Annotated in this window: 21 protein-coding genes and 2 pseudogenes; all 23 read right to left on the minus strand. The window is 47.6% G+C overall.

Annotation, left to right across the window (positions count from 1 at the left end; all coding sequences use genetic code 11):
- Positions 1-11: 11 nt before the first annotated feature.
- The 23 genes and pseudogenes from ylqF to SSCH_RS05650 all read right to left on the minus strand — a co-directional run bounded on the left by ylqF (position 12) and on the right by SSCH_RS05650 (position 17208).
- Positions 12-815, minus strand: coding sequence for a ribosome biogenesis GTPase YlqF (ylqF, locus tag SSCH_RS05550; protein WP_044664601.1), 804 nt, complete (start codon positions 813-815; stop codon positions 12-14).
- The gene (lepB, locus tag SSCH_RS05555; RefSeq protein ID WP_044664602.1) at positions 812-1342 is read right to left on the minus strand and encodes a signal peptidase I; all 531 of its coding nucleotides are present in this window, start codon (positions 1340-1342) and stop codon (positions 812-814) included. Before lepB ends, ylqF begins: the two co-directional genes overlap by 4 nt.
- 9 nt (positions 1343-1351) lie before the next feature.
- Positions 1352-1693, minus strand: a complete 342-nt coding sequence (gene rplS, locus SSCH_RS05560) for a 50S ribosomal protein L19 (RefSeq protein WP_044664603.1) — start codon at positions 1691-1693, stop codon at positions 1352-1354.
- An 81-nt stretch (positions 1694-1774) separates the two neighbouring features.
- Positions 1775-2503 (minus strand): tRNA (guanosine(37)-N1)-methyltransferase TrmD, encoded by a 729-nt coding sequence (trmD, locus tag SSCH_RS05565; protein WP_084710957.1) that lies wholly within the window; start codon positions 2501-2503, stop codon positions 1775-1777.
- A gap of 5 nt (positions 2504-2508) precedes the next feature.
- Positions 2509-3021 (minus strand): ribosome maturation factor RimM, encoded by a 513-nt coding sequence (gene rimM, locus SSCH_RS05570; RefSeq protein ID WP_044664604.1) that lies wholly within the window; start codon positions 3019-3021, stop codon positions 2509-2511.
- 32 nt (positions 3022-3053) lie between these two features.
- A complete protein-coding gene (locus tag SSCH_RS05575; RefSeq protein WP_044664605.1) occupies positions 3054-3284 on the minus strand; it encodes a KH domain-containing protein in 231 nt (76 codons plus the stop codon).
- 10 nt (positions 3285-3294) lie between these two features.
- Positions 3295-3582, minus strand: coding sequence for a 30S ribosomal protein S16 (gene rpsP / locus SSCH_RS05580; protein ID WP_044664606.1), 288 nt, complete (start codon positions 3580-3582; stop codon positions 3295-3297).
- 15 nt (positions 3583-3597) lie between these two features.
- The gene (gene ffh, locus SSCH_RS05585; protein ID WP_044664607.1) at positions 3598-4950 is read right to left on the minus strand and encodes a signal recognition particle protein; all 1353 of its coding nucleotides are present in this window, start codon (positions 4948-4950) and stop codon (positions 3598-3600) included.
- A 36-nt stretch (positions 4951-4986) separates the two neighbouring features.
- Positions 4987-5226 (minus strand): annotated as a pseudogene (gene ylxM, locus SSCH_RS05590) (YlxM family DNA-binding protein); the annotation flags it as partial.
- 271 nt (positions 5227-5497) lie between these two features.
- Positions 5498-6791: pseudogene (locus SSCH_RS05595) on the minus strand (amidohydrolase).
- 89 nt (positions 6792-6880) lie between these two features.
- Positions 6881-7459 carry a class II aldolase/adducin family protein gene (locus SSCH_RS05600; protein ID WP_232294246.1) on the minus strand — a complete coding sequence of 193 codons (579 nt, stop codon included), beginning with the start codon at positions 7457-7459 and terminating at the stop codon, positions 6881-6883.
- Positions 7456-8505 carry an S-methyl-5-thioribose-1-phosphate isomerase gene (mtnA, locus tag SSCH_RS05605; RefSeq protein ID WP_044664608.1) on the minus strand — a complete coding sequence of 350 codons (1050 nt, stop codon included), beginning with the start codon at positions 8503-8505 and terminating at the stop codon, positions 7456-7458. Before mtnA ends, SSCH_RS05600 begins: the two co-directional genes overlap by 4 nt.
- A 14-nt stretch (positions 8506-8519) precedes the next feature.
- Positions 8520-9332 carry an S-methyl-5'-thioadenosine phosphorylase gene (mtnP, locus tag SSCH_RS05610; protein WP_044664609.1) on the minus strand — a complete coding sequence of 271 codons (813 nt, stop codon included), beginning with the start codon at positions 9330-9332 and terminating at the stop codon, positions 8520-8522.
- Positions 9332-10255, minus strand: a complete 924-nt coding sequence (gene ftsY / locus SSCH_RS05615; protein WP_084710954.1) for a signal recognition particle-docking protein FtsY — start codon at positions 10253-10255, stop codon at positions 9332-9334. The genes mtnP and ftsY overlap by 1 nt, the downstream gene beginning before the upstream one ends.
- A 76-nt stretch (positions 10256-10331) precedes the next feature.
- Complete coding sequence (locus SSCH_RS05620; protein WP_044664611.1) at positions 10332-13325, minus strand: coiled-coil domain-containing protein; 2994 nt, start codon at positions 13323-13325, stop codon at positions 10332-10334.
- Between the two features lie 15 nt (positions 13326-13340).
- Positions 13341-13925, minus strand: a complete 585-nt coding sequence (locus SSCH_RS05625) for an AAA family ATPase (protein ID WP_044664612.1) — start codon at positions 13923-13925, stop codon at positions 13341-13343.
- Between the two features lie 17 nt (positions 13926-13942).
- The gene (locus SSCH_RS05630; protein WP_044664613.1) at positions 13943-14203 is read right to left on the minus strand and encodes a stage V sporulation protein S; all 261 of its coding nucleotides are present in this window, start codon (positions 14201-14203) and stop codon (positions 13943-13945) included.
- Between the two features lie 93 nt (positions 14204-14296).
- Positions 14297-15010, minus strand: a complete 714-nt coding sequence (gene rnc / locus SSCH_RS05635; RefSeq protein WP_044664614.1) for a ribonuclease III — start codon at positions 15008-15010, stop codon at positions 14297-14299.
- Between the two features lie 68 nt (positions 15011-15078).
- Entirely contained in the window at positions 15079-15324 is a 246-nt protein-coding gene (gene acpP / locus SSCH_RS05640) for an acyl carrier protein (RefSeq protein ID WP_044664615.1), read from the minus strand.
- A 94-nt stretch (positions 15325-15418) separates the two neighbouring features.
- A complete protein-coding gene (plsX, locus tag SSCH_RS05645) occupies positions 15419-16426 on the minus strand; it encodes a phosphate acyltransferase PlsX (RefSeq protein WP_232294247.1) in 1008 nt (335 codons plus the stop codon).
- A 57-nt stretch (positions 16427-16483) separates the two neighbouring features.
- Positions 16484-16621 carry a 50S ribosomal protein L32 gene (gene rpmF, locus SSCH_RS17410; RefSeq protein WP_456300454.1) on the minus strand — a complete coding sequence of 46 codons (138 nt, stop codon included), beginning with the start codon at positions 16619-16621 and terminating at the stop codon, positions 16484-16486.
- Entirely contained in the window at positions 16599-16661 is a 63-nt protein-coding gene (locus tag SSCH_RS22330; RefSeq protein WP_456300455.1) for a 50S ribosomal protein L32, read from the minus strand. The genes rpmF and SSCH_RS22330 overlap by 23 nt, the downstream gene beginning before the upstream one ends.
- Positions 16662-16779: 118 nt before the next feature.
- Positions 16780-17208: a YceD family protein gene (locus SSCH_RS05650; protein WP_052835362.1), complete on the minus strand. Its 429-nt coding sequence runs from the start codon at positions 17206-17208 to the stop codon at positions 16780-16782.
- Between the last annotated feature and the right edge of the window lie 1138 nt (positions 17209-18346).

An 18346-nucleotide genomic window follows, 5' to 3' on the forward strand; every position in this document is an offset into this window, starting at 1 on the left:
GAGAAATTTTATTATGCAATATTGTCCGGTGCTTCCAAGGAAATGCGCCCCAACTTCCCCCTGCTATAAGAACCCAGGATAAAGACTGCGGTGCGCTGCAGGTCATACTCACCATCAGAGGATAAGAAGTTCTTTTCTCTGGCCACACTCTCCAGAGTAGGAGCTGTATCTTTAACACCCAGGTGTCTGGAAAGGGCATCACTGTAATGTGCATTTAGAAAACTGAGCAGCTGTTCAGCTAAATCGACCTCATCCATACGCTCCGGATCCGCGGCCCGAATCACTGCCAGCTTAAAAAGGCTTTCATCATCTTTTTGATGTGATAATAGCAAACCCGGGGTATCCAGAACAGAAATGGTACCCTGAAGATGCACCCACTGCGGTCCCCTGGTGATACCAGGACGATCACCCCTGTGTACAACACGTCTTCCTAAAAGTTGGTTCAAAAAAGATGATTTTCCCGTGTTTGGTATACCCATTACCGCTACACGCAACGGCCTGTTCCGGCGCCCTTTTTCTTTCAATAAACGATGTAAAATTTGGCTCTCCTGGTCAAGGGATTTCCTTACCCCTGCCATACCCTTACCATGAAGTGCATCAACAGGCAAAGCCTTTTCTCCACGGTCGGCGTAAAACTCAACCCAATCCGCGGTAGTATGAGGGTCGGCCAGATCAGCCTTATTTAAAATTAACAGTGACCTTTTATCTTTGATCAGCTGTTTAACCTGCCTGCTGCGGGATGTAAAGGGACAGCGGGCATCTGCCACTTCAAAGATGATATCCACAACTCTAAGGTATTTGGAAAGGTTAGTCACTTAACTCCCCCAAGTCGATCCGGGGGCCAGTAGATCAAAACTGTTTTTCCTACCAAATATTTTTTATTCAAGGGACCCCATACCCTGCTGTCATCGCTGTTGTTTCGATTATCCCCCATCACAAACAAGTGATCCTTAGGAACACGGACTGGTTCAAAATCGGAGACCATGACACGTGGTATATAAGGCTCATCTAACCGCTGACCATTGATATAGACATAGTTGTTGCGTATTTCAATTGTTTCTCCTTCAAAAGCAATTACCCGTTTAACAAAGTTCCGCCGCGGGTCGAGTGGATATTTAAAAACGATAACATCACCGCGCTGCGGAGAGCGAAATCTATAGGTGACCTTGTTGACAATAATCCGGTCTTCCCTGTATAAAGTGGGCTCCATTGAAGGAGACGGAATATAAAAAGGTTCTAAAATCCAAATGCGGATCACTGCTGCCAAAATTACCGCTAATATTACAGCTTCCAGTATATCTTTCCACAGAGTGTCCTTTTCTCTTTCATGCTCCTGAGACATCAGGATTACCTACTTCCGTTCCCGAATTCGGGCAGCTTTACCTACCCTCTTCCGGAGGTAATAAAGCCGAGCGCGCCGTACCCTTCCTCTTTTGATAACTTCGATTTTTTCCAGGCGCGGTGAATGTACAGGAAATGTTCTTTCCACACCCACATTATATGAAATACGCCTGACGGTGAAGGTTTCACCTAACCCACTACCCCGTCTTCGAATCACTGTCCCTTCAAAGACCTGAGTCCTTTCACGTCCCCCTTCAACAACCTTAACATGAACCCGTACTGTATCTCCGGGGCGAAAGGGTGGTACATCCTTTTTTATATAGTCTTGTTCGACCATTTTCATAATATCCACTGGTATAGCCTCCTCATCAAACTTCAAAGATCTCTTAAACGCTGTTCATTATAGCATAGGAAATGGCATATCACAATCATTTCAAGGAACCGCAGACAGGATCTGGTCGATGGTGTTCCTGTCATCCTCCTCCCAGGGAACACCTACCAGCAAATCCGGGCGGCGGAAAAATGTCCTGGCTATTGCCATAGCACGCCTCCAGCGCCTTATCTCCTGGTGGTTTCCAGATAAAAGAATATCCGGAACATCCCATCCCTGAAAACTGCGCGGCCTTGTATAGTGAGGGTACTCCAATAAACCAAAGTTAAAGGATTCCTCTTGTAGAGAGTTTGCATCCCCTACAGTCCCGGGAAGCAAACGCCCCACACAGTCAATAATCGCCATCGATGCTATTTCTCCACCTGTTAATACAAAATCACCCAAAGAAATTTCATCAGTCACCAGAGATTTAACCCGCTCATCAATTCCTTCATAGTGCCCGCAGATCAGGGTGATCTCAGCCTCTTTCGACAGTTCAAGCGCTTTTTCCTGTGTAAAGGTTTCGCCCTGGGGGGTCATGAGGATTACCCGATCCCCTGATCGTATATTCAGGGCATCAAAACAGTTGAAAAAGGGTTCGGGCTTCATCAACATTCCGGCGCCACCCCCAAAGGGATAGTCATCAACCTTACAGTGTTTATCTGTTGAATAGTCCCGTATGTTGATCAGCTCGACCTCCAACAATCCCTGATCCTGGGCCCTTTTCAGAATACTGTTCTCAAGAGGCCCTGCAAACATCTCCGGAAAGATAGTTAAAACTCTGAAAAGCACATCAATCAATCCTCCAGCAGACCAGGCAGTGGGCGAACCAGCATCAGCCCCTTATCCGGATCGATTTCCCTGACAACCTCTTTCAGGGCAGGGATCAAGATTTCTCTTCCCTGATCATCTTTAACCAGATAAACATCATTGCTTCCGGTTTCCAGGATCTCCGCTACCTTGCCCAGGACGGTTCCGTCCTCAGTTGCAGCCAGAAGCCCCACAATTTGATAATGATAATAATGACCCTCAGGAAGCGGTAACACCTCCCCGCGAGGAACCTGGAGCAGAGCATTCCGGTACACCCGCGCATCCTCCGGGGTATCGATCCCTTCAAATTTGATAATGATTTCTCTACCCCGGATCTTTACCCCCTGGATTTCAACTTCCTTGAACATTTTTTGTTTGGAGAGGTAGTAGCTGCCACCCCTGGAGAAACGCTCCGGGAAATCCGTCAGAGGGATCACCTTTATTTCTCCTTGGATACCAAAAGGCGCGGCAACTTTCCCTACCGTAATGAACTCAGCCATTATAAATACCTCACAGCTATCTGATAACAGCTTTAGGAAACGATCTCTACAACAACATTTCTTCCGATTTTATTCCCCTTTGCCTTTGCCAAAGCACGTATCGCCCTGGCGATCTTACCCTGCTTGCCGATCACCTTACCCATATCGGCATCAGCAACTTTAAGCTCAACAATCAGGGCCTTTTCTCCTTCAATTTCCTTAACTTCAACCTCTTCCGGGTAGTCAACCAAGGATGTAGCCAGAACTTTGATCAATTTCTGCATCCTTAACACCTCACTCCGACACCGCTTCTTCTATCTCTGTTCTGCTCTGTCGTTTCTCCCAAATACCTGCTTTCTTGAGCAGACCACGAACAGTATCTGTTGCCTGGGCACCCTTGGAGAGCCAGTAAAGCGCTTTTTCCTCATCGATCTTGATAACTACTGGATCAGCAATTGGTTGATAATAACCGATCTCCTCAATAAAACGGCCATCCCGCGGTGATCGAGAATCTGCAACAACAACACGATACGCCGGGTTCTTTTTGGCTCCGATTCTCTTTAAGCGAATCTTTGTAGCCAACTTGTCATCCTCCTTTTACATAAACGGAAATTTCATAGATTTTAATTTGCGGGCGCTTTTACCCGCACCAAGTTCACTCAACTGTTTAAACAACTTACAGCTTTGATCAAAATGCTTTAACAACCTGTTGACATCCTGGACCCTTCTTCCGCTTCCCCGAGCGATACGCTTCCTTCTGCTGCCCTTAATAATGGCCGGGTTGCGGCGTTCCTCCGGAGTCATGGAGTTGATCATCGCCTCTAAGTAAGTAAACTCCTTCTCATCGATCCCCTCCTGAATTTGGCGCAGCTGCTTTGCTCCACCCAGCCCGGGGATCATACCCAGTACCTGCTCCAGAGGTCCCATGGATTGTACCTGCTTGATCTGTTCGAGAAAATCATCCAGAGTGAATTCCTGTTTGCGCAGCTTCTTTTCCAGTTCTCTTGCTTTTTCCTCGTCAATGGTTGCCTGCGCTTTTTCAATCAGGCTTAACACATCACCCATACCCAGTATCCGAGCTGCCAACCGGTCCGGGTAAAAGGGGTCCAGGGCATCGAGCTTTTCCCCGGTACCGATAAACTTAATCGGGCAACCGGTCACCTTTCTCACTGAAAGGGCTGCTCCCCCGCGGGTATCACCGTCAAGTTTGGTCAGGATCACCCCGGTAAGACCGAGTTCCTCATGGAAAGACTTGGCGATATTGACGGCATCTTGCCCGATCATGGCATCGACAATCAGGAATACCTCCTGGGGTGTGACTGCATCCTTCATCTGCTGTAATTCTTCCATCAGTTTCTCATCGATATGCAGTCTGCCTGCGGTATCGATGATCACCAGGTCATAACCATGACTTCGGGAGTGCTCTACAGCCTGCCTGGCAATAGTTACCGGGGAGTTCCCCTCTTCCAAAGCAAAAAAGGGAACATCGATCTGTTTTGCCAGCACCTCAAGCTGCTTAATCGCAGCAGGGCGGTAAACATCTGCAGCTACCAGAAGGGGCTGTTTTCCCTGCTTCTTGTAATGCAGAGCCAATTTCCCCGCAGTTGTAGTTTTTCCGCCGCCTTGAAGACCAACCAGTAAAAAAACTGTAGCACCGGAACTATTAAACTCTACACTGCTTTTGGTATCTCCCATGACAGCTGTGAGTTCTTCATTGACAATCTTGATCACCTGCTGGGCAGGAGTAAAGCTATCCAAAACATCTGCCCCAAGACTGCGCTCCCGGATGCGCTGGATAAATTCTTTCACAACAGGAAGGCTCACATCAGCTTCCAGAAGGGCAAGCCTTACCTCCCGCAGAGCGGAGTTGAGATCCTTTTCCGTCAGTTTTCCCTTACCGCGCAGCTTTTTAAATGTTTCCTGCAGCTTTTCTGCCAGGCCTTCAAACAACTAATCCTACCTCCCTTCCTGAGAATCCGTAAGAATCTTCTCTTTCAGGTAACCTGCCAGGAGACCGAGCTTGAGCTCATAGTCCTCCAATGCCCTTTCGGCACGCTTGAGATTATCATGGACCGCCTGTCTGGTAATCTTGAGATTCTCTGCAATTTCACCCAGGGACAGGTCCTGCTCATAATAGTACCTGATCACTTCCTGTTGTCTGTCGGTTAATAACTTACCGTAGAAATCCGACAGCAGGGCCATGCGTTCAAATCTCTCAATTTTCATTTTCTTTCCCACCTGTCAAGGCAATCACCTTGACACCATTCTACGGCAAAGAAAACTTTATGTCAAGGTGAGACGCGGGGACGGTTCTCGCGTCTCACTCGTGTGGATCAAGGGGATGGTTGTTCTCGCGTCTCAGATGCGTGGATCAAGGGTATGGTTGTTCTGATCCATTTATGATCTTTTCCATCAACTAACAACCAATCGCTAATCTGAAAAACAGAAATCGGAAACTATTCCCACTTCCAACCTCCCACTTCCCACATCTCATTTACTAACCACTAATAAGCCTTCGGGCGCGCTCCTCCACTTCCTGGAGAACCCGCTCTTTATCTATGGTCAAGACTTTGCGCTTTTCCATTAACGATGCGGCCATCGATGATCACTGTATCCACATCACTTGCCTGGGCGGCATAGACCATATGTGAAGTAAGATTGTGCCGAGGGTAGAGGTGTGCCTGATTCAGATCAACTAAAATGATATCTGCTTTATAACCTGGTTTAAGAAGACCCACATCTTCAAGCCCCAACGCCCTGGCTCCGTCTCCGGTGGCCATGGACAGCACCTGGGGAGCAGGAAGAGTCAGGGGGTCCATCTGATTGACCTTATGCAGAAGGGCTGCTGTGCGCATCTCTTCCAGCATGTCCAGATTGTTGTTGCTTGCCGCTCCATCTGTTCCAATCCCAACTGTCACTTCAGCTGCCAGCAGCTGGGGAACAGGAGCGATACCACTGGCCAGTTTCATGTTGCTCTCCGGATTGTGAGCAACCCCTGTACCGGTCTCAGCAAGAACAGAGATATCTTCAGCTGTTAGGTGAACACAGTGGGCAGCCAGTGTGGTAAACTGGAAAACCCCGCGCTCTTTTAGATATTCAACAGGTGTTTTCCCGTACAATTTATTAATCTGCTCGACCTCATCTTTGGTTTCCGCCACATGAATATGAATACCCGCCCTGTAATCCTGAGCCAGGGCAAGCACTTTATCAAGGTAGTCCGGGGGACAGGTGTAAGGGGCATGTGGCCCAAGCCAGATAGATATCCTCCCTTTAGCTGCTCCCTGCCACTTTTCTAAAAACTCCTTGCTCTCCTCAAGGCCGGTTTCCGCTTCAGATCCTGTTCCCACCAGCCCCCGAGCCAGGCAGGCCCGCATACCGCTCTCCTCAACCGCCTCTGCTGCGCGGTCCATAAAGAAATACATATCACTAAAGGTGGTGGTCCCTGACTCGATCATCTCCACCAGAGCCAGCATTGTCCCCCAGTAGACATCATCAGCTGTAAGGCGCGCCTCTATCGGCCAGATCTTTTTTTCCAGCCAGTACATCAGAGGCAGGTCATCTGCATAGCTTCGCAAGAGCGTCATGGCAGCGTGTGTATGACAGTTGATCAGCCCGGGCAGACAGAGGTAATCCTCCCCCTCCATGACGCGCTCCGCTTTCCAATCCCGAGGAAGCTCTCCCTCATCTCCAACCTTGAGGATGCGGTCCCCCTCAATGGCTAGATCGCCCCTTGCTGCCGCGGCATCTCCATCATCTGGAAGCAAATAACAATTCTTTATCAATAATTTCACATTATTCACCCTTTCCCTGGCCGTAACTTTCCAGGAAATTATTACGCAAGACAGATACATCATGATCACTCAGCAGGAATGGGGTGCCATTAAGCTGTGAAAAAAGATAAACCAATGCCCCCTTCTCCACAACCTGACAGACCAGGAGCGCTTCTCTCAGGGATCGCCCTACCACCCACCACCCCATGGTTAGCCAGCACGAAAACAGCTGACACGGTCCCCCACGAGCACCTCACTGCCGCAGCAGCAAGCTCATCAGTCCCCGCAGGAGCATAAGGAGCAACCCTGACATCTCCCCCCAGCAGCTGTGCCATCTCTTCTAAAACAGGCGGCAGGGGCTTGCGGGTGACAGTAAAAACCGAGGCATAGGAGCTGTGGGTATGCACAATCCCATTGATATCTTGACGCGCCCTGTAGATGGCTGCATGTAAAGGCGTCTCTGAAGATGGCTTTAACCTGCCAGCCAGTACTTCCCCCTGCAGATCGATTATCACAAGGTCTTCTGCTGTCAGTTCATGATAAGGCACACCACTGGGGGTAATTAAAAAGGAATCCGGATTGGATAAACGCACACTGATATTCCCCCAGGTTCCTGAAACAAGCCCTGAATTTATAATTATTTTACCCGTTTCTAAAACTGCCTGCACCTCTGATTCCCGTGGGATCATCGCTGAACCCCTTCCTCATCAAAACTTCTCCTGATGGATTTTTCCAATGGCGGCTTTAAAACCCCTTTTTCAGTGATCACTGCTGTAACCAGGTGATGGGGAGTTACATCAAAGGCGGGGTTGAGAACCGCGCAGTTTTTTACACTGACCAATTGCCCGCCGAGCTCCCGCACCTCCCGGGGGTCTCGCATCTCAATGGGAATCTCCTTCCCTTCCTCCAGGTCCAGATCGATTGTGGATGAAGGTGCCACAACATAAAAGGGACAGTTGTGGTAGTTGGCAAGGACAGCTAAGCCATAGGTGCCAATCTTATTGGCGAAATCACCATTAGCCACAATACGGTCAGCCCCTACCAGTACCAGATCAATCCCTTCATGAAGGAAAACATATCCCAGCATGTTATCTGTGATCAGGGTAAAGGGGATCCCCGCATCATGCAGCTCCCAGGCTGTCAGACGAGCCCCCTGCAGTACAGGACGGGTTTCCGGCACGAAAGTCTTGATACTTTTACCCTGATTGTGAGCAGCACGTATCACCCCTAAGGCAGTGCCCCAACCCGCTGTGGCCAGGGCCCCGGTGTTGCAGTAGGTGAGAATATTGGCCTCAGGTGGTACCAGTGATGCACCGAAATCAGCCATCTTCTCTTCCAGCTTCCGCTCTCTGTTATGGATCGCAAGAGCTGCTTCCAGCAGTACACTGCGAATATTATCCAGGCTTTTTTCCTGAATGTTCAGGTAGGCATCTCTCATTCGCTCCAGTGCCCAGCGAAGATTGACCGCGGTTGGTCGCGTAGCCAGGAGTTCCCGCTCTGCCTGATCCAAGAATTGTTCCAGAGGCAGACCCGGATCAGCGCGGTAATTAAAAGCAGCCAGGGCGTAGCCGTAGGCAGCCGCAACCCCAATTGCCGGGGCACCCCTTACTTTCAGGCTGTAAATGGCCTCAGCCACCTCCTGGTAGCGAGAACAGGCAACATAAGTGGTTTGGTGAGGCAGTTTTGTTTGATCCAGCAGAAAAAGCCTCTGCCCTTCCCAATACACAACTTCCATGACTGATAGTCTCCTTAATCAGTGGTTTGATTCTTTTTCATACCCAGGGAACCCAGTTCTGCTGCAGCCCCCGCACAAGTACAGCTGCGCTCTTCCGAAAGGGATTCGATAGCTGCAAAGATCAGCCGGCGAAGCACCGCCTGGGATCTGCCCATCACCTCAACAACCTCCTGGTGGGAAAGGGGATGTGGTGATATTCCCGCGGCATAGTTGGTGACGAGAGCCAGTGTAGCGTAACAGAGCCCGGCCTCCCTGGCCAGTACAACCTCAGGAACGCTGGTCATCCCCACCAGATCTCCCCCCAGCATCTGAAACATCTGAATCTCACCAGCTGTCTCATAGCGCGGCCCCTCTGTGCAGACATAGGTTCCTTTATCGTGAACTGCGATCTGCAGTCCTTCTGCAGTCTCCTTAAGATGCCGGCAGACACTCGTGCAGTAGGGGTTAGTCACATCAACATGCAGAACACCATCTTCTCCCCCCTCATAAAAGGTCACGGGACGTGATTTGGTGAAGTCCAGGAACTGATCCACGAGAACGATCTCCCCGGGCTGCATCTCCAGATTTAAGGACCCCACCGCAGCCGTAGCCAGAACAACACCTGCACCCGCCTCCCGCAGTGCCCATATATTGGCGCGGTAATTCACCAGGTGTGGGGGAACAGAATGCTGCTCCCCATGCCGCGGCAGAAAGAGTATCTGTTGATCATGATAATAACCGGACTTTAATTGTATATCACCAAAGGGTGTTGCTATCATCAACTCTTTTTCATTTTCCAGAAGGCCCGGGTCATAAAAACCCGTTCCTCCGATGATTCCCGTTTTCATTACTCATCCTCCTCAGTAAAGAGTGCACTCACAAACTCATGGCTGTCAAAATCCCTGAGGTCTTCCATGCCTTCTCCTGTCCCTACAAGTTTGACCGGAATCCCCAATTCTTCAGAGATGGCCAGCACAATTCCTCCCTTTGCTGTGCCATCAAGCTTGGCCAGGGCAATCCCGGTTACCTTTGTGGCCTCCTTGAATAATTCAGCCTGCCGCAGGGCATTTTGGCCGGTAGCGGCATCGATAACCAGCAAAACCTCATGGGGTGCTTCAGGAATCTCCCTGGTGACCACTCGTTCTATCTTCCGTAGCTCCTCCATGAGATTTGTTTTTGTGTGGAGTCGGCCGGCGGTATCGATGATCACCACATCAATACCCCGTTTTTTTGCTGCCTGCAGGGCATCAAAAACCACTGCAGCCGGATCAGAACCCGCCATATGCTTGATTATCTCAGAACCCGTTCTCTCACTCCAAATTTCCAACTGCTCAATAGCTGCAGCACGGAAGGTATCTGCAGCTACCAGGAGCACATCTTTCCCCTGTTGACACATCCGGTATGCCAGCTTGCCGATGGTCGTGGTTTTCCCCACACCATTGACACCGACAACCAGGATTACAGCCGGCAAAGCGGTGTTTATCTCCAGGGAAGCCTGTTCTCCCAACAACTCCAGCATTTTTTCCTCGAGCAGGTCACGCACATCTGCTGCTTCACTGATTTTACGCTGTTTAACCTCAGATCGTATTTCATCCAGCAGGTGACAGGCAGCAGCAACCCCCACATCTGCTTGCAGCAGAATATCCTCCAGTTCCTCATAAAACTCTTCATCGATTTTCTTATGTACTGTAACAAGCTCGGTCACTTTGGAAACAAAATTATTGCGCGTTTTAGTCAGCGTCTCCTTAAGTTTAGAAAAGAAAGCAGCCACATCAATCACAATCCTTTGAAAATAATCAAATTCATGCCCTATTTTACCACAAAAAGAAGAACTAGTTCACTGCAGCTTATGAAATATGATGCTGTTCATCATTTTCGGGGTTGTATTCACCGAGCTGAACGGAAACCAGCTTGGAAACCCCTGGTTCCTCCATAGTAACTCCATAGAGGTGATCAGCGATCTCCATTGTCTGGTAGCGGTGGGAGATTAATATTAACTGGCTGCCCGCACTCCAGCCTCGCAAAAAGTTAGCAAAGCGAGCCAGATTGGCCTCATCGAGAAATGCCTCAACCTCATCCAATAAGTAGAAAGGACTGGGGGTGGACTGCAGCATGGCGAAAAGAAAGGCAATCCCGGTCAAAGACTTCTCTCCCCCTGAAAGCAGTGAAAGATGACGCGGCTTTTTTCCACGAGGAACAACACAGATATCAATCCCTGTCTCAAGAAGATCTGCCTCCTCTGTAAGCAGCAGATCCGCCTTCCCACCTTCACTGAGCAGGCTAAACATTTCCTGAAAATTAGCCCTTACCGTCTGGAAGGTTTTCTGAAACCGTACTGCAGCAATCTGGTCGAGTTCGCCGATCATTTTGGTAAGGGAGCGTTTCCCATCTTCCAAATCCTTAATTTGCTGCTCCAGATAAGAGATCCTGTCCTGGACTGCCAGGTACTCTCCGGGTGCAGCAAAGTTAATCTCCCCTAGAGCAGCCATTTCCTGCTTGACTGCAACAAGTTCTTCTTTCAGGGCAAGCTCCTCCCTGCGGCTCAGTGTTTTAATATCTTCTCCCGGGTCCAGATTCAAATTATTTTCACTTGCCTGGCTGAGGATCTGATTTTTTAGATCCTTTAAGTGCTCTAATTTTATGCTGTTGTTTTGCAGCCGCTGCTCTGACTTGAGGGCGATCTCTTTTAGTTTGAGGCATCTCTTTTCTTTGGCATTTACATACCTCTCTCTGGCAGCCACCTGCTTTTTCATAAAAGCAATGGATTTATCCAAGTTCTCTTTCCACCCGGTGCGGGTATGCAGGTCTTCCTGCAGAGACTCCTTTTGTTTTTGATTAATTTCCTTTTCAGCTTGTAGTGCAGTCAGTTCCTTTTCCATTTTCAACAACTCCTGGGTGCGCAGCTGAAGCAGCTGCTGCAGCTGGTTGCGCTTTTCCTCCTGGTGTTTTAAATCTTGCGATAATGTGCTGTATGAAACCTGGGCTGCGGACAGTCTGGACATCAGTTCCTGGGTTCGATCCTCTGAATGGCGGCGAGCCATTTCCAGGTTTCTTCTTTTACCTTCCGCTTCCCGCTCTTGGGCAGTAATTGATTCCAGTTCCTGCTCCAGCTTACTGACCTGTTCATCGAAATCTTGTTGATGGTAGAGCAGTTCTTCTATTTCCAGCCGGCAGGTCTCATTAGACTCAGCCAGCTGCTTCAACTCCTGTCTGTATGCATTTAAACTCTGCGCCTCATCCCTTATGGCCTCTCCTATCTGTTCGATCTTCTCCCGGAGATCATAAATCCTCTTCCTTGCCTGTCCGAGCTCAACCTTCAACTCCTGATCTCGCTCCTTGCAAGAGTTAAGCCTCTGGCTCTCTTCCAGAATCTGCTTTTCCAGTTCTTTCAGTTCCTGCTTGCGCCGGCGTGTTGATGGATAACGGGAAGGCGCTCTCCCCCCTGTAAATAAGCCTCCTGCCTGAATCAACTCCCCATCCATTGTGACAACCCGGTAGCGGTATTTATTTTTATCCGCAAATAAACTGGCATGATCAAGATTATCAGCAAGATACGTCCTTCCCAGCAGGTATTCCGCCAACTTTCTATAACGCTCTTCACAGATCACCAGGTCCGCAAGCCGCCCGATCACACCCTCGACCAGAAGAGCATCATCCCTATCCTGGAATGTCCTGTGATCCAGTGCCTGCAAGGGGAAAAAGCTTGCCCTGCCCGCCCTCTCCCTTTTTAACAAAGCAATCGCTTCCTGGGCAGCCCTGGGGGTTGTACAGATAAAATTATGAGCAGCCCGCCCCAGGGCAGTATCCAGAGCAGTTCCATAGGGGGAGGGGATGTTCAGCAGTTCCTCCACAAGGAAAAGGGGTTCCCCGTCAAACCTGACACCTTTAGCCAGCTCCTGTAAAACCCTCTTCACACCCTGCTGATAGCCCTCTTGATTGTCTTCCGCATCTTTGAGTACAGATAAACGCACCTGAAGCCGGTCGATCTTCTTTGAAAGGGACTGGAGCTGTAATAGATTCTTTTCCTGTTCCATTGTCAGCTGGTGTACAAGTTTTTCCTCTTTCTCCAGTTCAGCCTTAACGGCTTCTTGTGAGGCAGCATGTTTTTTGCACAACTCCTCACCCGCAAGGATCTTTGTTTCCAGTTCCGCATAACGGGACTTTCCTTTATTGACCCTTTGGATAAGAGAATCCCGCTGGCGCAAGAGCACCTCTTTTTTATTCTTCTGCACCTGAAGATCACTGACCAAGGCAGTCTTTTGGTAGAGTATCTCAAAAATCTCTTTATCAACACTATCCCATGTCATGTTTGATTCTTTCTTTTGCTCTTCCCAATCACTTTTCTCTGCTATTAACTCCTCCACATCACTCTCTGCCTGGGATTGAAGGCCTTTCAGATTTTCACAGACAGATACGACCTCTGCCAGCTCCTGTTCTGTTTCTGCCTTTCTTTGTACAATCACCGCCAGCCTGGCATCCAACTCAGTCCCGCGGTCATCAAAAGAACCTAATTTTTCCTCCAGGCGGGCAAGTGCAGAGTGTCTCTCCTGAAGAACACTCTGTATCTCACTTAAATCCTCTCCTTTTTGCTCAATGGCATTAAGCCTCAAAGACAACCCTCTCCGGAATTCAGCAAGCTGCTTTTCCAGTATGGTAATAGTCTCCTGTATACGACCTAAAAAAGACTTCAGCTGATGGGAATCATTCGTTATATCCTCATCCTTTTTCCTGGCCGAGGCCAGTTGGCCTTCCAGCAAACAGAGCTCCATTTCCCGATGTGCTTTAGCAAATCTCATGTGTTGCTCTGCAACCTCTGCCTGTTTTTTTAAAGGGATCTCCATCTTTTCCTATCTCTACTAAAGATCCTCCAAACGGGCCAGAGAATCTTCTGTTTCCTGGAGCCTTTTCAGGGTATTAGCCTTGCGCTGGCGATAACTGCTCACCCCGGCAATTTCTTCGAGAAAAGTTCGCCTTTCTTGCGGGCGCACCATTGTAAACTCGTCAATCTTACCCTGAGATGTGATAGAAAAAGCCGCACGACTGATACCACATTGAGCAAAAAGCTCCTGGATATCACGCAGGCGGCATAATTGTTTATTGATGAAATATTCACCTTCTCCAGACCTGTAAACACGCCTGGTAATGCTTACTTCTTCAAAGGGGAGGGGCAAAACCTGTCCTCTGTTATCGAATGTCAGCGTTACTTCAGCCATCCCATGGGGGCGTCGCCTGGAGGTGCCGGAAAAAATAACATCATCCATTCTATATCCCCTGAGAGACCGTGCACTCTGCTCCCCTAATACCCACTGGACAGCATCTGTTATATTGCTTTTTCCACAACCATTGGGTCCAACGATAACAGTAATACCCTTCTCAAACTCAATAGTAACCCGTTCTGCAAATGACTTAAACCCCTGAATTTCTAAACACTTGAGATACATAATTCCTAAACAACGCCCTATCTTGGCTCAACAATAAATTTAATCGCTGTCCGCTCTTCACCGTCAATAAATATCTCCGCAAAAGCGGGTATCATAATTATATCAACCCCATTAGGCGCTATGAAACCACGAGCAATAGCAATTGCCTTCACTGTCTGGTTAACTGCCCCTGCACCCACAGCTTGCAGTTCTGCTGATCCCGACTCTCTCAAGATTGCAGCAAGTGCACCGGCTACTGATTTAGGGTTTGATTGAGCAGCTACTTTGAGTACTTCCACCTAGTTTTCCCCCTTTTTTCCGCATCGGTTGTTATATGTCTTGATATGGTTATATCTTCGACCTTCAACAGATAATTCCTGCATGGCGGGGGTTTACTTGATGTATTTATATTTTACGACTTTTTTTCTTAATAGTTCTACAGCTTCCTTGGCTGCCTGTTGTTCAGACTCTTTCTTGGATTTTCCACTCCCTGAACCCAGCAGCTTTTTATTCAAATAGACACCTGATGTGAAGCGTTTATTATGATCAGGCCCCGTTTCCGAGATAAGTTGATAGGACAACCGGTCACTGCCCCTGCGCTGGATTACTTCCTGTAAAAATGTCTTATAATCACTGGATACACCCTGCACGGTTTTTTCAATTTCCTCTTGAAAAAGGGACCATAAAAAACTACAAGCCTTTTGCCAGCCCTGATCCAGGAAAACTGCTGCGGTCAAAGACTCAAAAGCATCAGCCAGGATCGATGCCCGTTCTTTTCCTCCGGATATGGCCTCCCCTCGGCCGAGTCTTATATGTTCACCTAAATCCAACTCCCGCGCAAGACCTGCCAGAGAAGACTCACAGACAACAGCTGCTCTTGTTTTAGTTAGCTCTCCCTCCGTAGCCTCCGGGTAATGTTGATAAATGTAATATGCCACTGCAGCTCCTAAAACAGCATCACCTAAAAATTCCAGACGCTGGTTGTGCTGATCTTCTTCCGGGTGTTCTGCCAGGTAAGATGGGTGAATCATAGCTAATTTCAGCAGTTCCGGTTGTTTAAAATATACATCAAGCTTCTTTTGTAATTGATAAAGGTCAGGTTCCATTTCTAATGCCTCCCGGGAACTACTTAAACACATAATTATGAGTCCCGGTGCCAGGCCCGGGACCCCATTTATTGACGATCTCTGATATAGTCTACAACCTCTCCTACAGTCTGGATTTTTTCCGCCTCTTCATCGGGAATCTCCAGATCAAATTCCTCTTCGAAAGCCATGATCAGTTCCACAATATCAAGAGAATCGGCATTCAATTCTTCAAAAGATGTTGTGGCAGCTATTTCTTCTCCTTCGACACCGAGTTGCTCTGTGATAATGGATTTCACTTTTTCGAAAATTCCGTGTCCATTCAAGCCGCTCATTTTCTCTCACCTCCTCATAAGCAATTTAACTAAAATCATTTTAAACAGCCATCATAAATTGTCAAGTCTTTTCCAAGGATTCCAGTTATCTTACTTACTCCAGCCCTCTTCTCATCATACCCAACAAATCGCTCGTAACTGCTTGATGGGCATAGTGAACAGCATTTTTTACGGCACGCGCCCGGGATGTTCCATGGCAAATAATACTGATTCCATTAACCCCTAACAGAGGAGCACCCCCGTACTCACTGTAATCCATCTTTTTTGCCATCTCTTTTAAACCAGGTTTTACTAGAATGCCGCCAAATGCACGCAAGGGGTTCTTAGTCAGCTCTTCTTTGATCATGCCCATCAAAGCTGTTGCAATACCCTCCACAGCTTTTAAGGTTATATTGCCCACAAAGCCATCACAAACAACAACATCAACACCTGCTGTCATCAGCTCACGGCTCTCCACATTACCGGCGAAGTTGAGGTCCCCTGCATCCTGTAAAAGCTGATGAGCTTCAATAACCACCTCATTGCCCTTACTGGACTCACTCCCCACACTGAGGAGCGCTACCCGCGGATCTTCTATCTTTAATACACTCTTGGCAAATGCACTCCCCAAGTAAGCAAACTGAACCAGTTGCCGCGCTTTGGCATCTGCATTGGCCCCGGAATCGATCAACACCCTGGGCAGTCCGTCAGGGCAAGGTAGAACTGTGGCAATACCCGGACGCTCTATACCAGGTATGCGCCCCAACTCAAAAAGCGATGCAGCCATCATAGCACCGGTATTTCCCGCAGACACAAAGGCAGCAGCCTGTCCGCTCTTCACCAATCTGGCTGCCACAACAAGTGATGCATCCTTTTTCCGGCGCACGGACTTAGCGGGGTGCTCACCCATGCCGATACTCTCACTGGCGTGAACCACAGAGATTAGATTATCAGGATAGCTGTATTTTCTTAATTCTTCCCGCACCTGTTTTTCCGAGCCAACCAGAATAACTCCAATCCCATCGCTGATTACAGCATCGACAGCACCCTTGACAATTTCCTCAGGTGCATAATCACCACCCATGGCGTCAACTGCAATCATCCTCATCAAATCACCTCTCATAGAAAAAAAGACAAGCAGGGATTCTACCTCTTGTCTTTACCTGGTGCAAGATATTATTTAGGATTTTTTTACGACTTCTTTGTCCCGGTAGTAACCACATTCTTCACAAACAGTATGTGCTCTTTTAGGTTCATGGCACTGCGGACAGGATACAATTGCAGGACTACTGGCCTTAATTGCCGCTCTCCGCGTTATTTTTACGGGATTTAGATGTTTTTCTTTTTGGAACAGCCATTTTGACAAACCCCCATCTTTATTTTGAATTCTTGTTCTGATCCTCAATAAGTTGACCTAATACCGCTAACCGCGGATCGATCTCCTCTCTCCTACAGCTGCACTGCTGGATATTGAGATCACAGCCACACTGTGAGCACACGCCCCCTGCATTCCGATCTGCAGACAGGCTTCATCGGCAGCATCAGCTGTAGTGCCTCTCTAATAATACCGGAAAGATCAATTTCTTCACCGCTGTAAAACTGCAGCGGCTCATCCTTCATGTCCTGGGGAATATCCTCTCCCACCCGATAAAAGTTTTCCGCGAAGGGAACATCTAAATTGACAGAGAAGTTTTTCAAGCAAAGACTGCAGATCAGACTCACTTCTCCTGTAATCTTACCCCGGACATAGATCCCCTCCCCGGTATTTGTGGCCTCACCCTCAACAGTGAGGTCCCGGAAAGTGATTTTTTGACCAGAGATATCAAGTGAATAATTCGGCACACTGCCCAGGAACCCTTCACTGCGAGATTTAACTTTCCGTAATTCACCCACATCGATTATCACAGCAGTCACTCCTAACAACACTCCAAATTATAACGATCACCTGAGACATTGTCAATAAAAAAGGGGAAGAGGAACACAGGCATTAAAGCTTGAGAATGCTGAATTTATCTGATGTGTTGCCGGAAAAGATATGACCCATCACCGGCTGGCCGTTCTCTTGAACTGCGGCACCGATCTTGAACTGTTTTAGATCGGGACGGTAGTCTTTGCTGTGACCCTGTGTGATCAGAAAGTCTCCGAAGGCTCCATTTTCATAAGCTCACTATAAACACCGCATTTCTTGCTCCTCATAGGTATAATAATTTATACCTATGAGGAATAAAAAACTTTTGAAATCTCTTATATCATGCGGCTTAAGAGACTCATAGGTATAATTTTCCGGGAATCCAGGATAAAACATAACGCCCTCTCTATTTTAAACCAAAAGCTTCTTGCATTTTGCCTGATTGATTAAGAATTTGATCCTGTTTTGCATTTGGATAATGTTTGAAGAAATCATCCCATTGCTTATTCCAATTATCTGACCCTCACTAATATTAATAAAAACGTTATCAAAATCGTACCACCTAAAGTTTCCAAAGCATAGGTGTCAGCAGAACCGCTCCTTTGGCTAGATTCCTAAGCGTCCTCCGTTCCTTAACAATACTTTTTTTTTAAACTCATCTATTGGAAATATATAATCCAACTTCTATTTTATTAAACTTTTTTAAATTATTTTTATTAATTCTTTATCCAAGATTTCCATTGAGGAATAAATGTGTTGTTCGACCTTGGTGTTTTGCATGGAAGCACCCCAACAGCAATGAATTTCACCCCAATCAAATCGTCTCATCAATTCGATATCTCTCCAGTACGGCTTATTGTGCGAACCTCTCTCATTTAATACTATTCCGTACTTCGTGAGTTCATCTGTTTGTTGTAATAAGCGTATAATATTCAACGCATCACTATAAAACATAACAACATTTTTAGCTTTGATTGTTGGCCATGACAATAGTGCTTCTTGACGATGTTCTGGAAATTGTTTTAAACGATCAATGTCTTTACTCTTTTGCCATAATAGTTTTCTAACAATAAAGCAAGCTTTCTCAGTAAACTGTTCTTCTTTGAATTAGAAAATATTGTAATAAGTCAATCG

Source organism: Syntrophaceticus schinkii (assembly GCF_000946815.1).
GTDB classification, from domain to species: Bacteria; Bacillota; DSM-12270; order Thermacetogeniales; family Thermacetogeniaceae; genus Syntrophaceticus; species Syntrophaceticus schinkii.